The sequence below is a fragment of the Ketogulonicigenium robustum genome, assembly GCF_002117445.1.
In the GTDB taxonomy this organism is placed as follows: Bacteria; Pseudomonadota; Alphaproteobacteria; order Rhodobacterales; family Rhodobacteraceae; genus Ketogulonicigenium; species Ketogulonicigenium robustum.
In genome coordinates, this window is sequence record NZ_CP019937.1 from 371,381 (window position 1) to 387,707 (window position 16,327).

Below are 16,327 nucleotides of genomic sequence, written 5' to 3' on the forward strand. Positions count from 1 at the left end.
ACACGCCTGTGGCCGCGCCGCATGCAGGGGCAACTTTGGGGGACAAGATGACCTGGACCATTCCGAATATCCTGACCGTTCTGCGTATGCTGGCCGCGCCGCTGGTGCCGCTGGTCTATCTGGTCTGCGATGGCCGCCCGGCGGCGATTGTCGCCTTTTTGCTGTTCGTCGCGGCTGCCGTGACAGACTGGTTCGATGGCTATCTGGCGCGCAAGTGGAACCAGCAAAGCAAGTTCGGCACCATGTTGGACCCCATCGCCGACAAGGCTATGGTCGTTCTGGCGCTGCTGGTCATTGTGGGCGCATCGGGGATGAACGGCTGGCTGCTGTTCCCCGCGACGATTATCTTGTTCCGCGAGACGTTCGTGTCCGGCCTGCGTGAGTTTCTGGGGGCCGATGCCAAGCTGCTGCAGGTGACCCAATTGGCCAAGTGGAAAACCACCGCGCAGATGGTTTCGATCGCGCTGCTGCTGTTGGGGATGGCCGTTGGTGGCGGGTTCTTCTGGGGCCTTGGCGTGCTGCTGATATGGGTGGCGGCCGTGCTGACGCTGCTGACCGGCGCCGATTACCTGCAAAAGGCGATGCCGTTCCTGCGGGGGCCGAAATGAACATCCTCTATTTTGCGTGGCTGCGCGAGCGGATCGGCCTGCGACAAGAGGAACTGGCCCCGCAAGCGACCACAGTGGGCGCGCTGATGGACGAGCTGGCCGCGCGCAGCGCAGGCCACGCCAGCGCTTTTGCCGATCGCAGCGCTATTCGCGCCGCCGCCGACCAGGAACTGGTCGAGCTTGATGCGCCTATCGCGGGCGCGCGCGAAATTGCGTTTTTTCCGCCAATGACGGGCGGCTAAGGGGGCTATGATGGACATCCGCGTGCAAGAAGCGCCCTTCGATGCGGGGGCCGAGCTGAACGCTTTTACCGCTGCTGCGGGTGGCGCGGGGGCCGTCGTCAGCTTTAGCGGCCTTGTGCGCGACGTGGCGGGCGGGCTGCAGATGCTGGAAGTCGAGCATTACCCCGGCATGACCGAACTGGCCCTGCGCGAGGCTGCTGAAAAAGCAGCGGAACGTTGGAACTTGGTTAACGTGCTGGTGATCCACCGCTATGGCGTCTTGCAGGCTGGCGCGCAGATTATGATGGTTGCGACCGCCTCCCGCCACCGTGCCGCTGCCTTCGAAGCTGCTGAATTTCTGATGGATTATCTGAAATCGCGTGCGCCGTTCTGGAAGAAGGAAGTCACGGGGCAGGGCGCCGATTGGGTGCAAGCCCGCTGCGAAGATGAGGCCGCGCTGAAGCGTTGGAACGATTCCTAAAGTTTTAAGCAAAGTCGCTGATTTACGATTTATTCTGATTCACCGCGCAGGCTGCACCCCGACACAGGAATATCGGAGTGACCTATGCCCGCCTTTGATACCTCGGCCGAGGCGCTGGCCCGCATCCATCCCGCCAATCCTCTGCAACACGCCTTGGCCATCCGCGACGCGGATATTCCCCGCATGGTCACCGAGGCGCTGGCCTTGGATCGCGCGCGTTTGGTTTTCATGCCCGTTGTTGCGGCTGCGGGCAGTCGCAGAACCGCCTTTCACGAGGGGCTGATCCGTCTGTTGGACGAAGAGGGACGAATGATCCCCGCAGGCAGCTTTATGGGCGCGGTCGAGGAGACCGGCATGGCGCGGGATATTGACGCGATCGCGCTGCGGCTGGGGCTGCATATGCTGCGCAGCAACCCGCATATGCGGCTGGCGATCAACATGTCGGCGCGCTCCATCGGCGATGGCACCTTTCGCCGCACGCTCGAGGAGGGGATGCGCCAGACCCCCCGCATCGGCGAGCGGTTGATACTGGAGATCAGCGAGAATTCCGCCATGCTGATGCCCGAAGTGGTGATCCGCTTTATGGCCGAGTTCCGCCCGCACGGGATCACCTTTGCGCTGGACGATTTTGGGGCGGGGCTGACCGCTTTCAAATACCTGCGCGACTTCCTGTTCGACATGGTCAAGATCGACACGATTTTTATTCGCGGTATTCACACCTCGCCCGACAATCAGGTCGTCACCGAGGCGCTGCTATCTGTCGCCCACCAGTTCGGGATGTTCGCCGTCGCCGAAGGTGTTGAAACGATTGAAGAAGCAGCGTTCTTGCAGGATTTGGGCGTTGATTGCTTGCAGGGCTACCTTTTCGGTGTTCCGACCGCTACCCCATCCGATCGCAACGGTTGACAAACCCCCGCCCGCGCCCCCTTGTGGGGCGAACGCAGGGGGCAGCATGACGCGCAATTTGGCAACGATTATCGGGTTCGGCGCGGTTTTGCTGTGGTCGACATTGGCTGTGCTGACCGTCGCTTCGGGCAGCGTGCCGCCTCTGCTGCTGAATGCGATCTGCTTTGCCATAGGGGGTGCGGTGGGAGTTGTCTGGCTGTGCGCAACGGGCGAGTTCAAAGCGCTGCGGGCGGTGCCGTTGCGTGCCTATGTCTTTGGCACCGTGGGATTGTTCGGATACCACTTTCTGTACTTTTCTGCCCTGCGCATGGCGCCCCCCGCACAGGCCGGGCTGTTGAACTACCTTTGGCCGCTGCTGATTGTGCTGCTGTCCGGCCTACTACCCGGCGAGCGGCTGGGCACGCCCCATATCGTCGGGGCGCTGCTGGCGTTTTGCGGGGCGGCGTTGGTGATCGGCGGCGGGATCGGCGCGGGCCTGTCGACGCAGGCCGCGCTGGGATATTTGCTGGCGATCGCCGCGGCTGTCGTTTGGGCCATTTACTCCGTCGGGGCACGCGCGTTTTCCGGCGTGCCGACGGGGGCGGTTGCAGTATTCTGTCTGGCCACGTCGGTGCTGTCGGCCCTGGCCCACATCGGGCTAGAGCCGACAATCTGGCCGCAAGACGCAGGCCAATGGTGCGCGGTCATCGCGCTAGGGCTGGGCCCCGTGGGTCTTGCGTTCTTCGTGTGGGACATCGGCATGAAGCGCGGCGATATCCAGCTGCTTGGCGTCGCAGCTTATGCAGCGCCGTTGCTGTCCACGGCGCTACTTGTAGTTTCGGGGGCAAGCAGGCCGGGTTGGAGCCTGCTTGCAGCGGCTGTTCTGATCACGCTGGGCGCTGCAATCGCATCCAGCGCGCGACGGAAGCCCTAGGTCACTGCAGTTGCAGCCGGCCTATTTCTTCCTTCAAGAATAGCTTCTGTTTCTTCAGGCGGGCGATGGCCATTCCATCGGGCGCAGGTTTTTTCTGTTCCGCTTCGACGGTCTCGGATAGTACCTTGTGCTTACGTCGCAGCTCTTCGATATGTGCGGACACTGCCATGGTCGGATACTCCCTTTTAATGCAGTTGCGGTTGAGGGGCCCCGTCCGAATTGCAGCACGGTTTTACAATTCTGTCATGGAAAATATTCGCGATATGGCGTGAGCGGCCCGTCATCGCCAGTCCAGCGCGTCACCGCGCCGTAGTACCCCTTCGATTTCATCCGTATAATCAGCACCTTGGGTGTGATGCGCGCCACTGTGCATAATGCGGGCAGCCAGCAGGCGAAAATCTGCACGCCCGCCTTTGGTTGCGCGCATCAAAAACAGCTCGGGGGTGCGCCCTGTGCGCGCGGCCAGCGGTAGGATGGAAATAGAGCCCAGCTTTCCTTGTGTTGCGGCCAGAACTTCAGGCAAGCTGGTGATTCGCTGAATCAGCGTCAACTGGCCGCGCGGGGCCAAGCGGCGGGCAGCGGTGGCGATCCAATCCTCCATCCGTGCGCCGGCAAGGGCGCGGTCGCGGCCCGCGTCATCCGCAGCGGTAGACCGCGCGCGATCGTAATAGGGCGGATTCATTAGCACGCAGTCGAATTGCATCTGCCGCAGGTCTGCGGGCAGTGCGGCCAAATCGGCGGTGACGATGGTGGCCGGCAGTCCGTTTGCGGCGGCGTTCTGGCGGGCAAGGTCGGCATATTCGGGCTGCACCTCTACCCCTGTCAGGTGCAGCGCTGGCACGCGTGTGCCGACGCACAGCAGCGCTGTGCCGACACCGCAGCCCAGTTCCAGCACGCGTGCGCCGCTGGTCGCGGGGCACGCCGCCGCCAGCAAGACGGCATCGACCCCCGCCCTGAAGCCCATGGCAGGCTGCGTGATCCGCAGCCGACCGCCCAAAAAGTCATCTTCGGTCACAGTCACGACAGACCTGCATTTACCGTGGTTTACGCCCTGATCTGCCCGCATTATACCCATGAACGCAACAGTCTTAAGGACGCCAGATGACCCTTGATGCAGCGTTGAAACCGCATGACCGCCTTGCCGCCGCGCTTTCGGATGATCTGGCGCAGGTGACGCAGACGCTGCACGACTACATGCAGTCGGATTATGCCCCGCGCATTCCGCAGGTTTCGGCCCACCTGATCGACGCTGGCGGCAAGCGCTTGCGCCCGATGCTGACCGTCGCTGCGGCGCGGCTGTGCGGGTATACGGGGCCGCACCATATCCATCTGGCCGCGACAGTGGAATTCATCCACACCGCCACGTTGCTGCATGATGATGTGGTGGATGAAAGCAAGCAGCGGCGCGGGCGCCCCACGGCGAACCTGCTGTGGGACAATATGTCGTCGGTTCTGGTGGGCGACTATTTGTTCTCGCGCGCGTTTCAGTTGATGACGGTTACGGGGTCGATGCCGATTTTGGCGGCGCTGGCCGATGCCTCGGCCACGATTGCCGAGGGCGAGGTGCTGCAACTGACCACCGCCCGCGATCTGGGCGCGACCGCCGACACCTATATCCGCGTGGCGCGCGGCAAAACGGCTGCGTTGTTTTCGGCGGCCACCAAGGTCGGCGCGATGCTGGCCGATGTCAGCGCGGCGCAGGTGCAGGCGATGCACGATTACGGTGACGCGCTGGGGATTGCCTTCCAGATCGCCGACGACCTGCTGGATTATACGGGAACCGATGCCATCGGCAAAAACCGCGGCGACGACCTGCGCGAAGGCAAGCTGACCCTGCCGGTGATCTACGCGCTGGCCCAAGCCGACGCCGACGAACGCATTTTTTGGGAGCGGACCATCGGCAAAGGTGACGTTGGCGACGATGATCTGGCCGAGGCGCTGCGCATTATGACGCGCCACGGCGCATTGGCCGAAACCGCCGCCGAGGCGCGCCGTTGGTCGGCCCGCGCCAAGGCGGCCCTGCAGGCGTTGCCGGACCAACCCTTGCGCGACATGCTGGCCGATCTGGCCGATTTCGTGGTCGAACGCCTTAGCTGAGGAGCTGCGCAGGCGAGACCCACCAGTTTTGTTTGGTGATCTGGATTGACCGCGCCGCGTTGCGTGCAACCCCCATATCGCGTGCGAATCCGATGCACGTCGCGCCCGACCCGGACATGGCCACATGAGCGATACCGGGGGTGCGGCGTAGGGTCTCCAACGCGTCGGTCACCTCGGGCGCGAGGGATTCGGCGGACGACTGCAGATCGTTGCGCAACCCTGCCAGCCACGCGACCTGCGATTCGAAATCGCCCGCTGCGGGTGCAATCTGAGAAATTGGCGCGTTATCTTTTTGCGTCAGCGCGGCAAACACATCGGGCGTCGCCAGCTCGACCATGGGGTTCACCAGCACCAGCCCGCATCGCATGATGCCTTGCAGCGGGGCGATATCTTCGCCAATGCCTTGCATGCGTTGGGGTGTTGGCGCACCAAGACAGACCGGCACATCAGCGCCTAAGGCTAACACTTCGGGGTGATCGGCGGGCAGCGGCTCGACCTGCCAGTACCGCGCCAACAACCGTAGAGCCGCCGCAGCATCTGCCGACCCGCCGCCAAGGCCCGCCGCCGTCGGCAGCAGCTTGTTCAGTTTTATCGCGCCGCCTTTATCGACATTGCGCACGCGCCGCAGCGTTTCGGCGGCGCGCAGCACCAGATTATCGGCGCCCGCTGGCACCCGATGGGCAAAGGGGCCGATGATGGTCAGCGACAGCGTTTGCGCGGGAATAACGGTGATCTCGTCCCCGATACTGGCAAAGGCGACGATGCTATCCAGCAGGTGGTAGCCGTCAGGCCGCTGGCCCGTCACATGCAGGGCCAAGTTCAGCTTTGCGGGGGCGAATTCCTGCAGCGGCACGGGGGCAGCGACGGGGCGGGCGGCGTTCGGCACCACCAGCGGTTCGGCGGGAGCACCACGGCGGCGCAGGAACGAGAAGAAACGCTTCAACATCCGGTCAACCGTCGCTTTCCGCTACGCTTTCGGGCGCTTGCAGGCCATTGTGCAGCTTGTCCCGAATCGCCTCTATTGTCTCGGGCTCCATATCTTGGGGGGCGTTGGGGCCGGTGGCGAACGACAGGGCGCGCTGCCATTGAAAACGCGCCTCGCGCTTGCGCCCGACCTGCCAATAGGCGTCGCCAAGGTGGTCGTTGATCTCGTATTCCACAGGCTCCAGCGTGACGGCGCGTTCCAACTGGACAACGGCCTCGTCGTAGCGGCCCAGCCGGAAATACGCCCAGCCGAGGCTGTCGACGATCGCACCGTTGTTCGGGTCAGCGGCAATTGCGCGTTGGATCAGCCCCAGACCTTCGTCCAGCTGTTCGTTGCGGTCGATCAGCAGATATCCCAGATAGTTCGAGATCAGCGGCTGGTCAGGCGCCTCGGTCAGTGCGGCGCGCAGGTCGGCCTCGGTCTGCGGCCAGTCGCGCAGTTGGTGGTGGCTGACGGCGCGGTTGAAGAACAGCGGCCAGCGATTGCCGCCCTCGGGTGTTGCGTCGATTGCTGCGCTATAGGCGGCGACCGCCTCGGCATTGCGGCCAAGGCTGCGCTGCAAGCCGCCCAGAACCGCGTTGTAACTGGGGTTTTGCGGGTTGGCGGCGGCCAGATCGGTCACAATCGGAATGGCGTCTTCGACCTGATCGTGGTCGGCCAGCAAAAGCGCGCGACCCATCGCGGCCGCATTCGCGTTGGGTGAATCGGCGGGGACTGCGGCATAGGCGGCCTCGGCCAGTTCCAGATTGCCAAGGTCGGCCAGGATGCGCGCGACGCCCAGTTGCGCGCCATCATGTGTCGGGTCGATCCATGTCGTCAGGCGCGAGTAAAGCAGCGTGACGAACCGGTCGTCACTTTGCGCGGCCACCTGGGCCAGCGCATAAAGCGCCTCGGCAACGCCCTGCGCGGGGGTGCGCAGACGGGTGAACGGCACCGCCTCGTCCGCGACCAGACGGGCGCGAAGCTCTTGCGCCTCGGGCAGGGGGTAGTCGTGGAAAAAGTCGTCCAGAACCGCGATGGCGCCCGCATTGTCATCCAGCTGGCTGCGGATCTCGGCCAAAGCCAGAACGGCGGGGCCGGTCATGCTGATCCCATCGGCCATGGGTTGCGACAAGGCGGCGTTCGCGCCTTCGAAATCGCCCATCATGGCCAGCGCCAAGCCCTTGTGAAACTGGGCAACAACTCGCGCGGGCGGGTTTTCTATCATCTCGTCAAAGGCCGACAGGGCATCGGCTGTCTCGCCCAGCCCCAGATGACCCCATGCGCGGGCAAGGCCGTCGATCATCGGGCCGGCGGAATAGCCTGCTTCCAGCTGCTGGTACATGCGGCGCCAATCGCTATCGATCACGGCTTGTGCCAGCAGCACGGTGTTGGCCAACTGGTTGCTGTGGCCCGCTGCAGTAATGGTCTGCGCCAGTGCAACGCTGCTCTCGCGGTCGCCCGCGCCCAGCGTGGTGGCCAAGGCATCGCTGGCGATCGACATGTTCGTCGGATCAGCCTGCAGCGCCTGTTTCAGCCATGGGGCGGCTTCGATGAAATCGTCGTGTATCGCTGCGACGCGACCAGCCAGATAGGCCCCGCGATCAATGGGCGCATCCTGCGCCAAAGCCCAGAGGCCCGGCGCCAAAGCCATCACCGCCGACAAGATCGCCGTCGACATTGCCGAGGGTCGTGCCCGTAAAGAACGAATCGCAAATGGCACGCTGTGCTCCTGCCCTTTTTTCATAAGGTTAGGCGTCAACGCGCGCGGTCGCAATGCACAGCCGCGTTGACGGCGCGATCGGGGCGGATTGCCGCGCTACATTCCGGGGTAATTCGGCCCCTCACCCCCCTGCGGCGTGACCCATGTGATGTTTTGCGACGGGTCTTTTATGTCGCAGGTTTTGCAATGCACACAGTTTTGCGCGTTCACCTGAAAACGCGGGCCATCGGCATCGGTAATCACCTCGTAAACGCCGGCGGGGCAATAGCGTTGGGCGGGTTCGGCAAAGCGCGGCAGGTTCACGGCGATCGGTACGGAGGGATCGGCCAGATGCAGGTGGCTGGGCTCGTCCTCGGCGTGGTTGGTGCCGGAATAGGCCAGATTCGTGGCGCGATCGAACGACAAGATGCCGTCGGGCTTGGGGTAGGCGATGGGCTGGTGGCGGGCGGCAGGCTCGGTCGCGGCGGCGTCGGTTTTGCCGTGGCGCAACGTGCCGAAGGGCGACCATTTCAGCAGGGTTTGACACCACATCTCGGCCCCGCCCAGCAGCAGCCCGCCCAGCAGGCCAAAGCGTCCATTCAATGGCGCAATATTGCGCACGGGGCGCAGGTCTTGTCCCACGGGGCCGTTGCGCAGCGCATCGTCATAGGCGGCGACGGCATCGCCCGACCGCCCCTGTTCCAGCGCGGCAAAGGCGGCTTCGGCAGCCTCGATCCCCGATTGCATCGCGTTGTGGTTGCCCTTGATGCGGGGCAGGTTCACCAGCCCCGCCGCGCAGCCCAGCAACATCCCCCCCGGGAAGGCCGACTGCGGGATCGACTGGAAGCCCCCCTTGGTCACCACGCGGGCACCATAGCCGATGCGCTTGCCACCCTTCAGCACTGCCGCAATCGCGGGGTGATGCTTGAAGCGTTGGAATTCTTGATACGGGTCCAGATAGGGGTTCGCGTAGTTCAGATCGACGATCATGCCAACCGACACCTGCCCGCCTGCGGCATGATAAAGAAACCCGCCCCCCGTATTGCGCAGGCCCAGCGGCCAGCCCAACGTGTGCACAACGCGGCCCGGCACGTGGTGGGCAGGGTCGATTTCCCACAGCTCTTTCAACCCGAGGCCGAATTTCGGCACGTCCGCCGCGCCATCCAGCTGGTAGCGGGCGATGACCTGTTTGGAGAGCGACCCGCGCGCGCCTTCGGCCAGCAGGGTATATTTGCCGTGCAGGGCGACACCGGGTTCGTATTGCGGGCCCGGGATACCGTCGGGGATGCCGTCAGCCTTGATCCGCCCGAATTCGCCGGCGACGACGCCTTGCACCGCGCCCGCCTCGTCATAGATCAGCGCGCTGGCCGCCATGCCGGCGAAAACCTCGACACCCATGGCCTCGGCCTCGGCCGCCATCCAGCGCGTGACCTCGCCCATCGAGACGATGAAATTACCGTCGTTGTGCATCAGCGGGGGCAGTAGGGCTTGTGGCAGGGCGATCTGGCCAGATTTGCCCAGCAGCAGCATGTGATCTTCGGTGACGGGCTGTGTGATGGGGGCGCTACGTTCGCGCCAATTGGGCAGCAGGCGCGTCAGCGCGGCCGTGTCCAAGATCGCACCAGAGAGAATATGGGCGCCAACCTCGGACCCTTTTTCCAGCACGACCACCGACAAATCCGGCGAAAGCTGCTTGAACCGGATCGCCGCCGCCAGCCCCGCTGGGCCTGCACCCACGATGATGATGTCGTATTCCATCACGTCGCGTTCGATTTGCTGGTCGTTCGGCATCTGGCGGCCCTATGGTTTTCTGGCATGCAGCTATGGTATGTCGTCGTTACCCGAGGGGGCCGGCACGCACAACCTGCGCGCCCCCAGCGCACCCCGCCGATCCGCCCAAACCCCTTGAAAAACAGCCTCTGCCCTTGACTTCCCCGTGATTGGGCGCGTTATGAACATAACGCATGCCGGAAAAATCCGGCCCAACGAGCATGAGGACCATGGAAAAGATTCCGCTGACCCGCGCCGGTTTCGACAAACTGGATGTTGAGCTGAAACAACTGAAGTCGGTCGAGCGGCCCGCCATCATTGCGGCCATCGCCGAAGCACGCGCCCACGGCGACCTGTCCGAGAATGCAGAGTACCATTCGGCCAAAGAAAAGCAGTCCTTCATCGAAGGCCGTATCAAAGAGCTGGAGAGCGTGATTTCGCTGGCCGAGGTTATTGACCCGTCGCGGATGTCGGGTTCGATCAAATTCGGTGCTACAGTGACGTTGGTCGACGAAGAGACCGACGAAGAAAAGGCCTATCAAATCGTTGGCGAATACGAAGCCGACATCGAAAGCGGTCGGCTGAACATCAAATCCCCCCTCGCACGGGCGCTGATTGGCAAAGATGTCGGCGACAGTGTCGAGGTTCGCACCCCCGGTGGGGACCGGAACTACGAAGTCCTCAATATCGCCTATACCTAGGGGGTTTGGGGGTGGCGGGTAGCCGCCGCAGGCCGCGCAAGGCATTGTAAGTGCCGCATAAAAATACGGGAAGAGCAGTATGAAACCGTTTCGCAGCCCCTCGCAAGACAAGTCGTCCCAACCCGCCCCATCCAACGGGGGCGCAGGGCCGCTGGCAGGATTACCCCTTCCCGCGATTGCCGCCGCCGTTTGGGTGGTTGCGTCGTTGGTGATGATCATCGCCTTTCCCGGTGCCGAATCGACCGCGTTTGACGGGTTGCGGTTCATGCTGGGGGCGCTGGTTGTGATGGTCCCCCCCAGCCTGATCGGGCTGGCCGTTCTGGTTTTGCGGCTGGCCGAGGTTGTGGCCCAGCCCGCCGCCCCCTTGGTTCCGGCAGCGCCGCCCCGCCAAACGCCGCCCCAAACATTGCAACAAACCGCGCGGCCGGTAGCTGCCAGGGCCGAGGACGATGTGCCCCCCATGCCTGCCGTCAGCATGCCGCCGATGGGGCAATCGGCCGCCGCGCCCGCCGCCGGTGCCGCACGGCCCCGCGTGGCCCCGCGCCCGCCGCAACCCGAGGCCGCGCAAAACGACGTCCAATCGCTGTCGCGGGCGCAAATGGTCCGCGCCCTGAACTTCCCCGATAGCGCCGAGGATTACGAAGGTTTCGACGCACTTTCCCAAGCGCTGAGCCACCCTGACGCGCGCGCGGTTGTGCAGTCGGCGCAAGACATTCTGACGCTGCTGTCGCAAGACGGGCTGTATATGGATGACCTGCGTCCCGCGCAGACCGACCCGCAGCTGTGGCGCGCCTTCTCGCGCGGGCAGCGTGGGCCGAATCTGGATGCAATCGGGCAGTTTCCCGATGACAACGCGGTTGCACGCGCTGCTGCGCGCCTGAAGGCCGATGCGATTTTCCGCGATACCGCCCAGCATTTCCTGCGCAACTTCGACCGCATGTTCGAGGATTTCGAGGCCGATGCCTCGGACGATGACATCTTGCTGATGGCCGAAACCCGTAGCGCGCGCGCCTTTATGTTGATCGGTCGCGCCGCAGGCACTTTTGGCTAAAGGCTAACGACCATCGTTGTCGTGCTGCGATAGCCGAATAAAACCCGCTGCCAGCCCAAGTGATCGGTGCTGGTGGCCTGGTAGCCGTTACGCTCATACAGGGCGCGGGCGCGGGCGTTGGTGTTCGCCACCTCTAGCCGGGCGCGGGTGAAGCCACGGCTGCGGCCCTCGGCAGCGAAGGCTGCCAGTAGTCGCGTCCCAATGCCGTTGCCACGCGCCTCGGGGGCGACAAACAACCCGTCCATTTGAAAGTCGGTATCGAGGGGTGAATCGCGGAACAACGCGTTCATCAGGCGCACGCGCCATGCTGCACTGCGCTGGCCATAGGTCTGCAAAATGGCGAATCCGTGATCGTAAACAAGCCCGCCGTTTTCCGAACAAAACCCAACGACGCCTACTACAGCGCCAAGCTGGTCAATGGCGCAGATCGCATGGTCTTGGCGCAGGGCGAGTTGCAAAAAGCGCTGCGCTTGTTTGCGCGGGGCAAGAATAGGCCCCAGCTTGCGCCCGAACGCCTGCCAATAAAGGGCTGCCACGCGTGCGCGCTGCTGTTCTGGAAAACCCGATATGATGCTGATGGCGGCCGCAGCCGCCATTACAGCGTAACGCGCGGCGCGGTAGTGTCGCGCAGGCTGCGGTTGTCGTCGGGGTCGTCTTCATAGATCATCTCGGTCTCGATCCCGGGCAGCGCGCCGAAACGACGCTCCAGTGCCTCGGGGAAGAACGATGTGCGGATGCCTTCAAACCCCGGCAACTGCTTCAGCAGACGGCTGATCGAATTCGTGCACATGGATTTGCTGACAGGGCCAGCATCGCGCGCAAGGGCAAAGGCCTGTTCCGCGACGGGCGCGGGTACGGCGATGCGTTGGGCGACGATGTAATAGGTTTTGCGCGCGTGATACGATAGGTAACGCGCCTCCTCGATCGGTGAAAAACCGTAGAGGAGGTCGTTGCGTTCTGCCAAAGCGCTGCTGATCCAGCTGCCTGCAGGGTCAAACAGCACGCGCTGGCTGGCATTGATCAGCAGGGCGCTGTGGGCGCCGTTGCCGCTGCCGACATTGCGCACCGTGAACAGCCGCAGGTAGGGCGCCTCATCGCTGCGATAGGCCACGCGCTGCACGGCATCATCGGTTGCCCAGATGCCCTGTGCAGCGCAGCCTGCCACCGCAAGCGGCAGGCCCAGCAGAAATGCGCGGCGCGCGATCATGACGCGGTGCCGCAGATCAGAGGAAAATCGCCCCGAGGATCACCAGAACGGCCGAGCAAACGTAACCGATCACCATCAGGCGCACGAAGCTTTTGTAGGTCGCTTCTTGCTCGGTGACGTCCATCGAACCATGCTTGTATTCGGCCATAATTGCCTCCTGTCAAAATGCTTGCCGACTGCGTAAACTATTCCGGCGGCACTGTCATCAGCCCTAGTGCGCGAAACAGCGAATTCCTGACGGGCCTGAACCCTTGGCAGCTTTGGCCAAGCGGCGTATGGCAGGGTTCAGTTCACGACGACGAGGTTTCAGGTGCAAGCCAGCCCCCATAACCAGCCTACATTGCGCCTTTGTGCTGACGACGCCGCGCTGGCGCAGGCCGCACAGTTGCTGCGCGCGGGCCAACAGGTCGCCTTCCCGACCGAGACTGTCTACGGCTTGGGTGGCAACGCGATGGATGATGCCGCCGTCGCCGGCATTTATGCCGCCAAAGCGCGCCCCAGTTTCAACCCGCTGATCGTGCATATCGCCGATTTGGACGATGTGAATGCCTTCGCCGTCCTTGATGGCGATTCGCGCGCGCTGGCCGCCGCGTTCTGGCCGGGCCCGCTGACGTTGGTTCTACCGCTGCGGGGCGGGGCGAGGGTGTCCAAATTGGTGACGGCAGGGCTGGAAACCGTCGCCGTGCGCCTTCCGGCGCATCCGGTGGCGCGGGCGCTGATCCGCGCGGCGGGCGTGCCGCTGGCGGCGCCGTCGGCAAACCCGTCGGGCCGCGTCAGCCCGACGACCGCGCAGCATGTTTTGCAGGGGTTGGATGGCCGCATCGCCGCTGTTGTCGACGGCGGGCCCAGCGGCGTCGGGGTCGAATCGACGATTATCATGGCAACGCCCGAGGGGCCGGTGCTGCTGCGGGCGGGGGGGGTCACCCCCCAAGATGTCGCGTCGGTTGTGGGGCTATTGCCGCACGCGCCCGTGGTGGCGGATAGCGCGCGTCCCGCTGCGCCCGGGCAGTTGCTGTCGCACTATGCGCCCAAGGGTACAGTGCGTTTGAACGCGCTGGCCCCCAAAGCGGGCGAGACGATGCTGGGGTTTGGGGAAATTTCCGGAGACCTGACCCTGTCGGCTGCAGGCGACCTGCGCGAGGCGGCTGCCAATCTGTTCGCCTGCCTGCATCAGTTGGATGCGACCGGGGCCACAGCCATCGCTGTCGCCCCCATCCCCGACGAGGGGCTGGGCCTTGCCATCAACGACCGTTTGCGCCGCGCCGCCGCGCCGCGCTAGACGCTATTTACGGGTTTTTTCGATGTAATCGCGCAGCTCGTCCGCCTCGTGGCGGGCATCGCGCAGCCCGTCCATTGCGGCCTTCAATTCGGCTTGGGCTTGGGTCAGTTGGGCGTTGAGGGTTGATTCGCGCTGCTGAATATAGACAATCGCTTGGTCGCGCGTTTCTTCGGCATCGTGCAGCGCTTGTGCCATGCGGTCGAGTTCACTGATTTCGCCGCGTGTGACGCGCGTGAAACGATAGATCAGCCAGTTCGCAAACCAACCCAAGGCGAAGGCGACGAACAGCACGATCGCGATGAAAACTGTCAGCTCGGTCTTGTTCATGCCGGTTTACTCGTCTGGTTGCGGGCGGGGTCAGTTGGCTTGTTCGGGGCGCTGGCGGGCAAGTGGAACCTCGGGGCCGGGTTCGACTGCGGGCGCGTCTTCGGTTGCATCTTCGGTGGGTGCGTCTTCGGCTTGGTCATCCGCAGCGGCTTCTGTGTCCGTCGCTGCCGTGCTTTCGGTGTCTGCGCCGTCTTCTACGGCCTCGTCTTCGGTGTCAGCCGCCGTCACCTCACCCTCGGGCACGATCAGCGAAAACGCGATACGGCGGTTGGCCTCGCGGCCTTCCTCGGTGTCGTTCGAGGCGATCGGGTCGGCTTCGCCGAAGCCCGTGGCGGTAAAGCTGGACACCGGCACGCGGCGCATGCGCAGGGCCGATAGAACCGCATCGGCGCGATCTTGGCTGAGGCGCAGGTTCATTTCGTCGCGCCCTTGGCTGTCGGTGTAGCCCGCGACCAAAATCGGCAGGTCGGCAGGGCAGCCGCGCAGCACATCTGCGATATCGTCGATCACTTTCAGGGCGCTACCGGCGATCTGGGCCGAGCCCGGGTCGAAGGCGATCTTGTTAGTCGCGTTCAGATCGATGATCCGCTGCACACATTCGGCGGGTTCGGGCAGGCCAGCGGTGGGGTCGAGCGCTTCGATATATTCGACGTTCACGTTGAAGTTCGCGCCTTGGCCCAGTTTGTCGATCAGGAACTGGCTGATGATGTTCGAGGCCTCGGCCTCGCCGGTCATGCCGCGCACATTGATGGTGTCGGGGGTGATCAACACGTTGCCGTTGTGCAGGTGCGACAGCGCCTCGATACCGGCCAGCACGCGCAGCGACCACCCTTGGGGCAGACCATCGGGCAGTACGCGTGTCGCCATGATCACGTTGTTCGCCCCGAAATGCGCACGCGCAAAATTCCCCGCGCTGGCATTGAGGAGTTCATCCGCCGTGCGCCCAGTCAGAATTACCTGACCGTCGGTGTTCAGCGAAACATAGAACTGCGGCGGCGGCGGCGCGCTGGCATCGGTGTCGACGGGCGGGGGCATATCCGCCGCGAACGAGAATGTGGCAGGAAGGCTGTTTTCGACGCGCCCGATAATGCGGTCGAACACGGCCTGATCCATCGGCTCGGCCGCAGCCAAACGCACGTCGGTGTCCAGCATGGTCAGCGTGCCCGAGCCACCTTCGTGCGCGATCTCAGCCAGCGCCGAGATGCCCAGGTTCGCCATCCGCGCCCATTCGCTGGACGGGCTGCCAAGGCCGATAGTGCAGGCCACATTGCCAGCAAGCCCCGCAGCGCGCGCGGTGGCGATGATGCTGGCGCGGGCCTCGTCGCTGTCGGCCGAGCACGCCTCCATCGTGGCGATGCCGCCGTCGTCGATGCGGAACCGCAAGGTGAAGGGGGTCAGCACGGGGCGGGGGGCGGTGATATTCAGATCAACGACGACCCCGTTCGGAATCCAGCGCGACAGCGTCGTCTCATACTCGGCCTGCTGCTCCGTGCTTTCGGAAATGCCGCTGACAGACACGCGGCCCGCCCCGACCGAGACTTTGGACCGTGGGAGCAGTTGTAGCGCTCGAAATGCATAGGTGACCGCCGCGTTCCAGTTTTCCGGCACGGGGTAATCTGCGGTGTTCAGCAGATCGGTGACCGTTTCCGTCGGAGCGAAGCCGGAAATGCGCCGAACGATTGCCGCGCGATCTGTGGCACTGGGGATCAACCCGATCAAGGATACAGCGTCTTCGTTGCGAAGCATCTCGATAGAAAAGACGGGCGCGGCGATGTCGCTGGGGGGGCGGACCGACATGTTGTCGACTACACGCGCGCCATCGACCATGGTTGCAGCCGCTGACATGGCGTGCAGGCGGGCAACCTCGTTCGGAGCCTCGCCCTCGATCACCACTTGCAGGCCGTCGGCCAAAACCGTCGCCCACTCCATGCCTTGCTGTTGCAAGGCGCCGGTCACAGCCTCGGCCGAGCTACGTTCGACCAGCACGACGGCACCGCCAGCCCCGACGGCGCAAATGCCAGCTGCGGCGACAAACGCCAGCGCCTGATAGGTGATACGGGGTAGGGCCATAAGCTACGCGGATCTGTTCATACTGTTGCC

The 16,327-nt window shown here is 63.9% G+C and carries 19 protein-coding genes; 9 read left to right on the forward strand and 10 right to left on the reverse strand.

The genetic code is table 11. The annotated features are described in order from the left end of the window. The first annotated feature begins 47 nt into the window (after nt 1-47). The 5 genes from pgsA (at nt 48) to yddG (ending at nt 3,129) form a co-directional block, all read left to right on the forward strand. On the forward strand, nt 48-608 hold the full coding sequence (gene pgsA / locus BVG79_RS01880; RefSeq protein WP_085785399.1) for a CDP-diacylglycerol--glycerol-3-phosphate 3-phosphatidyltransferase: 561 nt from the start codon (nt 48-50) through the stop codon (nt 606-608). After that, the gene (gene moaD, locus BVG79_RS01885; RefSeq protein ID WP_085785400.1) at nt 605-850 is read left to right on the forward strand and encodes a molybdopterin converting factor subunit 1; all 246 of its coding nucleotides are present in this window, start codon (nt 605-607) and stop codon (nt 848-850) included. The genes pgsA and moaD overlap by 4 nt, the downstream gene beginning before the upstream one ends. 10 nt (nt 851-860) lie before the next feature. Then, nucleotides 861-1,310: a molybdenum cofactor biosynthesis protein MoaE gene (locus BVG79_RS01890; RefSeq protein ID WP_085787187.1), complete on the forward strand. Its 450-nt coding sequence runs from the start codon at nt 861-863 to the stop codon at nt 1,308-1,310. A gap of 84 nt (nt 1,311-1,394) precedes the next feature. Then, a complete protein-coding gene (locus tag BVG79_RS01895; RefSeq protein ID WP_085785401.1) occupies nt 1,395-2,216 on the forward strand; it encodes an EAL domain-containing protein in 822 nt (273 codons plus the stop codon). A gap of 46 nt (nt 2,217-2,262) precedes the next feature. Further along, nucleotides 2,263-3,129, forward strand: a complete 867-nt coding sequence (yddG, locus tag BVG79_RS01900; RefSeq protein WP_085785402.1) for an aromatic amino acid exporter YddG — start codon at nt 2,263-2,265, stop codon at nt 3,127-3,129. Between the two features lies 1 nt (nt 3,130). Here the strand turns inward: yddG and BVG79_RS01905 are convergent, their stop codons facing one another. Both BVG79_RS01905 and BVG79_RS01910 read right to left on the reverse strand, forming a co-directional pair. Then, nucleotides 3,131-3,298 carry a YdcH family protein gene (locus tag BVG79_RS01905; RefSeq protein ID WP_085785403.1) on the reverse strand — a complete coding sequence of 56 codons (168 nt, stop codon included), beginning with the start codon at nt 3,296-3,298 and terminating at the stop codon, nt 3,131-3,133. Between the two features lie 111 nt (nt 3,299-3,409). Further along, nucleotides 3,410-4,195: a tRNA1(Val) (adenine(37)-N6)-methyltransferase gene (locus tag BVG79_RS01910; protein ID WP_085785404.1), complete on the reverse strand. Its 786-nt coding sequence runs from the start codon at nt 4,193-4,195 to the stop codon at nt 3,410-3,412. A 35-nt stretch (nt 4,196-4,230) separates the two neighbouring features. Between BVG79_RS01910 and BVG79_RS01915 the strand changes: the two genes are divergently transcribed. Continuing rightward, a complete protein-coding gene (locus tag BVG79_RS01915; RefSeq protein ID WP_198167872.1) occupies nt 4,231-5,226 on the forward strand; it encodes a polyprenyl synthetase family protein in 996 nt (331 codons plus the stop codon). Here the strand turns inward: BVG79_RS01915 and BVG79_RS01920 are convergent. The 3 genes from BVG79_RS01920 to BVG79_RS01930 all read right to left on the reverse strand — a co-directional run bounded on the left by BVG79_RS01920 (nt 5,219) and on the right by BVG79_RS01930 (nt 9,683). Continuing rightward, a complete protein-coding gene (locus BVG79_RS01920) occupies nt 5,219-6,172 on the reverse strand; it encodes a 4-(cytidine 5'-diphospho)-2-C-methyl-D-erythritol kinase (RefSeq protein WP_085785405.1) in 954 nt (317 codons plus the stop codon). The two genes, BVG79_RS01915 and BVG79_RS01920, sit on opposite strands and share 8 nt — an antisense overlap. Nucleotides 6,173-6,176: 4 nt before the next feature. After that, nucleotides 6,177-7,871, reverse strand: a complete 1,695-nt coding sequence (locus BVG79_RS01925; RefSeq protein ID WP_085785406.1) for a tetratricopeptide repeat protein — start codon at nt 7,869-7,871, stop codon at nt 6,177-6,179. A gap of 138 nt (nt 7,872-8,009) precedes the next feature. Then, nucleotides 8,010-9,683: an electron transfer flavoprotein-ubiquinone oxidoreductase gene (locus tag BVG79_RS01930; RefSeq protein WP_085785407.1), complete on the reverse strand. Its 1,674-nt coding sequence runs from the start codon at nt 9,681-9,683 to the stop codon at nt 8,010-8,012. Between the two features lie 209 nt (nt 9,684-9,892). On the opposite strand from BVG79_RS01930, the gene greA reads away from it, so the two are divergent. Both greA and BVG79_RS01940 read left to right on the forward strand, forming a co-directional pair. Further along, nucleotides 9,893-10,363 carry a transcription elongation factor GreA gene (greA, locus tag BVG79_RS01935; RefSeq protein ID WP_085785408.1) on the forward strand — a complete coding sequence of 157 codons (471 nt, stop codon included), beginning with the start codon at nt 9,893-9,895 and terminating at the stop codon, nt 10,361-10,363. 79 nt (nt 10,364-10,442) lie between these two features. Beyond that, a complete protein-coding gene (locus BVG79_RS01940; protein WP_085785409.1) occupies nt 10,443-11,414 on the forward strand; it encodes a hypothetical protein in 972 nt (323 codons plus the stop codon). Here the strand turns inward: BVG79_RS01940 and BVG79_RS01945 are convergent. The 3 genes from BVG79_RS01945 to BVG79_RS01955 are packed head-to-tail and all read right to left on the reverse strand — an operon-like array spanning nt 11,411 to nt 12,769. Beyond that, on the reverse strand, nt 11,411-11,950 hold the full coding sequence (locus BVG79_RS01945) for a GNAT family N-acetyltransferase (RefSeq protein ID WP_236951391.1): 540 nt from the start codon (nt 11,948-11,950) through the stop codon (nt 11,411-11,413). The two genes, BVG79_RS01940 and BVG79_RS01945, sit on opposite strands and share 4 nt — an antisense overlap. A 59-nt stretch (nt 11,951-12,009) precedes the next feature. Then, complete coding sequence (locus BVG79_RS01950; RefSeq protein WP_085785411.1) at nt 12,010-12,621, reverse strand: hypothetical protein; 612 nt, start codon at nt 12,619-12,621, stop codon at nt 12,010-12,012. A 16-nt stretch (nt 12,622-12,637) separates the two neighbouring features. Further along, nucleotides 12,638-12,769 carry an aa3-type cytochrome c oxidase subunit IV gene (locus BVG79_RS01955; protein ID WP_085785412.1) on the reverse strand — a complete coding sequence of 44 codons (132 nt, stop codon included), beginning with the start codon at nt 12,767-12,769 and terminating at the stop codon, nt 12,638-12,640. 162 nt (nt 12,770-12,931) lie between these two features. On the opposite strand from BVG79_RS01955, the gene BVG79_RS01960 reads away from it, so the two are divergent. After that, nucleotides 12,932-13,900: an L-threonylcarbamoyladenylate synthase gene (locus BVG79_RS01960; protein WP_085785413.1), complete on the forward strand. Its 969-nt coding sequence runs from the start codon at nt 12,932-12,934 to the stop codon at nt 13,898-13,900. Between the two features lie 3 nt (nt 13,901-13,903). Here BVG79_RS01960 and BVG79_RS01965 read toward each other — a convergent pair whose 3' ends face one another. Together BVG79_RS01965 and BVG79_RS01970 are read right to left on the reverse strand one after the other, a co-directional pair. Then, a complete protein-coding gene (locus BVG79_RS01965) occupies nt 13,904-14,227 on the reverse strand; it encodes a hypothetical protein (RefSeq protein WP_085785414.1) in 324 nt (107 codons plus the stop codon). Nucleotides 14,228-14,257: 30 nt separating this feature from the next. After that, on the reverse strand, nt 14,258-16,297 hold the full coding sequence (locus BVG79_RS01970) for an OmpA family protein (protein WP_085785415.1): 2,040 nt from the start codon (nt 16,295-16,297) through the stop codon (nt 14,258-14,260). Between the last annotated feature and the right edge of the window lie 30 nt (nt 16,298-16,327).